3 protein-coding genes are annotated in these 3,785 nt (G+C 68.7%); 2 read left to right on the top strand and 1 reads right to left on the bottom strand.

The window, feature by feature from the left end:
* On the top strand, positions 1 to 1,115 hold a 1,115-nt coding region (locus tag WBA11_RS04915; RefSeq protein ID WP_424519605.1), incomplete at its 5' end, for a response regulator.
* A 41-nt stretch (positions 1,116 to 1,156) separates the two neighbouring features.
* Here the strand turns inward: WBA11_RS04915 and WBA11_RS04910 are convergent.
* Positions 1,157 to 2,998 carry an AMP-dependent synthetase/ligase gene (locus WBA11_RS04910; protein ID WP_424519604.1) on the bottom strand — a complete coding sequence of 614 codons (1,842 nt, stop codon included), beginning with the start codon at positions 2,996 to 2,998 and terminating at the stop codon, positions 1,157 to 1,159.
* 143 nt (positions 2,999 to 3,141) lie between these two features.
* On the opposite strand from WBA11_RS04910, the gene WBA11_RS04905 reads away from it, so the two are divergent.
* Positions 3,142 to 3,717, top strand: a complete 576-nt coding sequence (locus WBA11_RS04905) for a hypothetical protein (protein WP_424519603.1) — start codon at positions 3,142 to 3,144, stop codon at positions 3,715 to 3,717.
* Positions 3,718 to 3,785: the final 68 nt, after the last annotated feature.

The raw sequence follows: 3,785 nt of genomic DNA, 5'->3' as shown, positions 1-3,785 counted from the left end.
CGGTCTGGGTGCGGGCCGAGGTCAGAGACACGGGGATCGGCATCGACCGCGACCGGCTCGAGTCCGTGTTCGACGCGTTCGTTCAGGCCGACGCGTCGATGACGAGGGCGTACGGAGGAACGGGCCTGGGCTTGGCCATCACGCGGCGGTTCGTCGAGCTGATGGGCGGCACGGTTGAGGCCGAGAGCACCCCGGGGGAGGGGAGCACGTTCCGCGTCCTGATCCCGCTCCAGCAGATCCGGGGCTCGGGCCGAGTCGTCATCTCCGACGCGACGACGTCGCTGTCCGGTCGCCGCGCGCTCGTCGTCGACGACAACGAGGCCGGGAGGGCGCTCATCGTGGACCAACTGACGCGGTGGGGCCTCGAGGTCGACCACACGTCGGAGCCGGACGAGGCCATCGGGTGGATCCGCGAGGGCAAGAAGTACGACGTGGGCGTCCTCGACATGGTGCTCCCGGAGACCGACGGGCTCGAGATGGCGGAGGCTATGCGGACCTACCAGACGACCTCGGAGCTCCCGCTCGTGGTCCTGTCGTCCGAGCAGCAGGCCCGGCACGCGCCGGACCTGGTCGCAGCGACCGTCCTCAAGCCGATCTCGTCGTCTGCGCTCCACTCCCTCCTGCGCCGCGTGATCGACTACCAGTCGGCCCCGAATCTCGCGCCGATGGCTGAGTCCAGCGGTCTCAGCACGCGCGTTCAGGAGGCCGTCATCCCGGCGACTCCCACACCCAAAGAGGAAGACAGCACCATGCCGCGGATCTTGCTCGCAGAGGACGAGCCGGACAACCAGGCCCTCGCGTTGCAGATGCTCCAGCAACTCGGCTACCGCGCCGATGTCGCCTCGGACGGCGTCGAGGTCCTCGAGCGGCTCCAGCAGCACACGTATGACTTCGTGCTGATGGACGTCATGATGCCACGTCTGGACGGCCTCGAGGCGACGCGCAGGCTCCGCCGAGAGCTCCCGGAGGACCAGCAGCCACGCGTGATCGCGTTGACGGCACGCGCCCTGCGGAGCGACCGGGAGGCGTGCCTCGCCGCGGGTATGGACGGCTACCTCCCCAAGCCGGTCCGTCTCGATGCGCTTGCATCGGTGCTCCGGCGTCGCGAGGCGTAGCGAACGCGCCCTCGAGGTCGCGGCGGCCTCGAGGACGTTCCCTAGTCGTCGTACATCTGCTCGATCAAGGCGGAGTAGGCGTCCTCGACGGTGCGGCGCTTCAGCTTCATCGTCGGCGTGAGCAAGCCGTTCTCGACCGTAAACGGGTCGTGGACGAACCGGAGATCGCGCACCTTCTCGTGGCTGGGGGCACCCCGGTTGTAGGCCTTCAGCAGCGCGTCGAACGGAGCGCGAAACGCGTCGTCCTCGAGGTCGGACGATCCCGACACAATCTGGGCGGCCACATGATCGGGGACGACGAGCGCTGTCAGGAACGCGCGGCCCTCGCCGACGACCATGATCTGGTCGACGAGCGGGCTCGACGACAGCTCGGCCTCGAGCGGGCCGGGGTAGATGTTCTTGCCGCCTCGCGACACGATCATGTGCTTGAGGCGGTCGGTGATGCGCAAGTAGCCATCCTCGAACCGGCCGACGTCGCCGGTCAGGAACCAGCCGTCGGCGTCGAAGGCCGCGTCCGTCGCGCCGGGGCGCTGCCAGTAGCCAGGCATGACGTTGGGACCCTTGGCCACGATCTCGCCGGCGACGGTCGTCCTCGAGGTCGGGTAGTCGTCTCCCTCGAGGGCGTCGATCGTGGTGCCGTCCTCGAGGTCGCGGATGGCGACGGTCACGCCGGGCATGACCCACCCGACGGTCCCATAGCGCGGCGCGTTGTAGGGGTTGGCGGCCAGGACAGGCGCGGTCTCGCTCAGCCCGTAGCCCTCGATCAGGCGGATCCCGGCGGCCTCGAAAAATTCGCCGATCTCAGTGGGGAGCGCGGCCCCGCCGCTGATGGCGAGCCGAAGGCGCCCGCCGAGCTTGTCGTGGAGCGACTTGAACACGAGCCGTTGGGCGACCGCATTCTGGACGCGGAGGACAGGTCCAATCGTACGCCCCTCTTTCGCGCTCAAGGCCGCGGCTCCGCCGACGTCTTTGGCCCACGCGAACAGGAGCCGCTTGGGAGCGGGCGCGGCCTCGACGGTCTTGTGGATCGTGGTGTAGATCCGCTCGAACAGGCGCGGGACGGCCACGACAAGGGTGGGTTGAACCTCGGGCAAGTTCTTGGCGATCGCGTCGACGGACTCGGCGTAGACGATCTGGGCGCCGGCCGCGAGCACCGTCGCGTAGCCACAGGTCCGCTCGAAGGCGTGGCTGAGCGGCAGGAAGGACAGGTGGACGTCGTCCTCGGTGATGTCGTACCGCTGGTGCGCTGCGTGCGCGTTCGACATCAGGTTGCGGTGCGTCATCTGGACGCCCTTTGGCTGCCCCGTCGTGCCGGACGTGTAGATCAGCGCCGACAGGTCGTCTGGCGTAACGGCGTCGGCTCGCGCATCGAGGTCGGCGGGCTGAGCCGCCCCGCCCTCGAGGGCGGCGTCCCACAATGTGACCCGGTCGTCTGGCGTCCTAGGCTCGATCATCGAGACGACGGCCTCGAGGTCGGGGCACGAGTCGAGGGCGGCGACGCCCTTGCGGAGCTGGATGCGCGTCGAGGCGACGAGCACCTTTGCGCCGCTGTCCCGGAGGATGAACGCCGCGTCGTCCGTGGGGGTGCTCGTGTAGAGCGCGACGGTGGCGGCGCCTAGAAGTTGGGTGGCCAGATCCGCGACGGCCCACTCGGGCCGGTTCTCGCTCAGGATCGCGACGCGGTCGCCCTTGACGACGCCTTGCGCGGCGAGCCACGACGCGAACGCGCGAACGCGGCCATCGAGGTCGTCCCACGTGATGTCGGTCCACTGCTTGGTGGCCTTGTCTTTGTAGCCGAGCGCGGCCTTGCCGGTCCCCGCGTAGCGCGCGGCGAGTCGTTGAACGAGTTGGGCGGCGGTGTCGAACTCGACGACGGCGGGCATAGTCAGGAAAGGGAACCGGCGTCGAACCTAGCGCCGCCCTCGAGGGCGTGCCTCGTGCGGTCGCGTCCTCGAGGTAGTGCATCCAGACTAGGGGATTCCGCCCTCGAGGACGGACCTTACCGCACACTCTATCGACATCCCCCTTGCGGATCTTCTTCCTTCTCTTCGCCCTATGCGTCGCGGGGTGCGACGCCGGAATCCCCGAGCCTGAGACAGGCTGGATCGAGGGGACTGTCGTGCTGCCGGACGGGACGTCGTTCGACTTTCGCAACGAGGCGCGCTCCTTCATGTTCGAGTACAGCGGCCTGGGTACACGCGACCAGGTCGTCGTCCGGTCTGCGTACGTGGGGCCGTTGTGCAACGGGCCGGACCCGTGTATCAGCGTCGGAATCTCCCAGGCTGGCCTCCAGTTCATCCCGGGCACGTATGACGCACGGTTCGACGGCACGGGCACGAACGTCGGCGCCACGTTCCTGATCTCTGACGTCCCGGGCTTCGTCTCCGGCTCACCGCCGTTCTCGCCCTCGGACGTGTCGGCTAGCTACCCTGAGGGGACCGTCACGCTCCGTGTCCAGGGCGGCGTCGTGAGCGGAACGTTCGACCTCCAGGGGTGGCCCCTCGACGGTGGCACGTACGGTGGCGTCTCCGTGTCCGACCTCGAGGTCGTGGCTCCTCGCGTTCAGGGACGGTTCGAGGTGCCCGTCCCGCGCCACCCGTAGTCCGCCTCGAGGGCGACGTGGGATGGATCGAGGGCACGTACACGCTGCCGGACGGTCGCGTCGTCCCG

It is taken from the genome of Rubrivirga sp. (genome assembly GCF_049648075.1).
Lineage (GTDB): Bacteria > Bacteroidota > Rhodothermia > Rhodothermales > Rubricoccaceae > Rubrivirga.
Note: the sequence above shows the minus strand (reverse complement) of the source record. Positions and strands in the feature narration are given on the sequence as shown.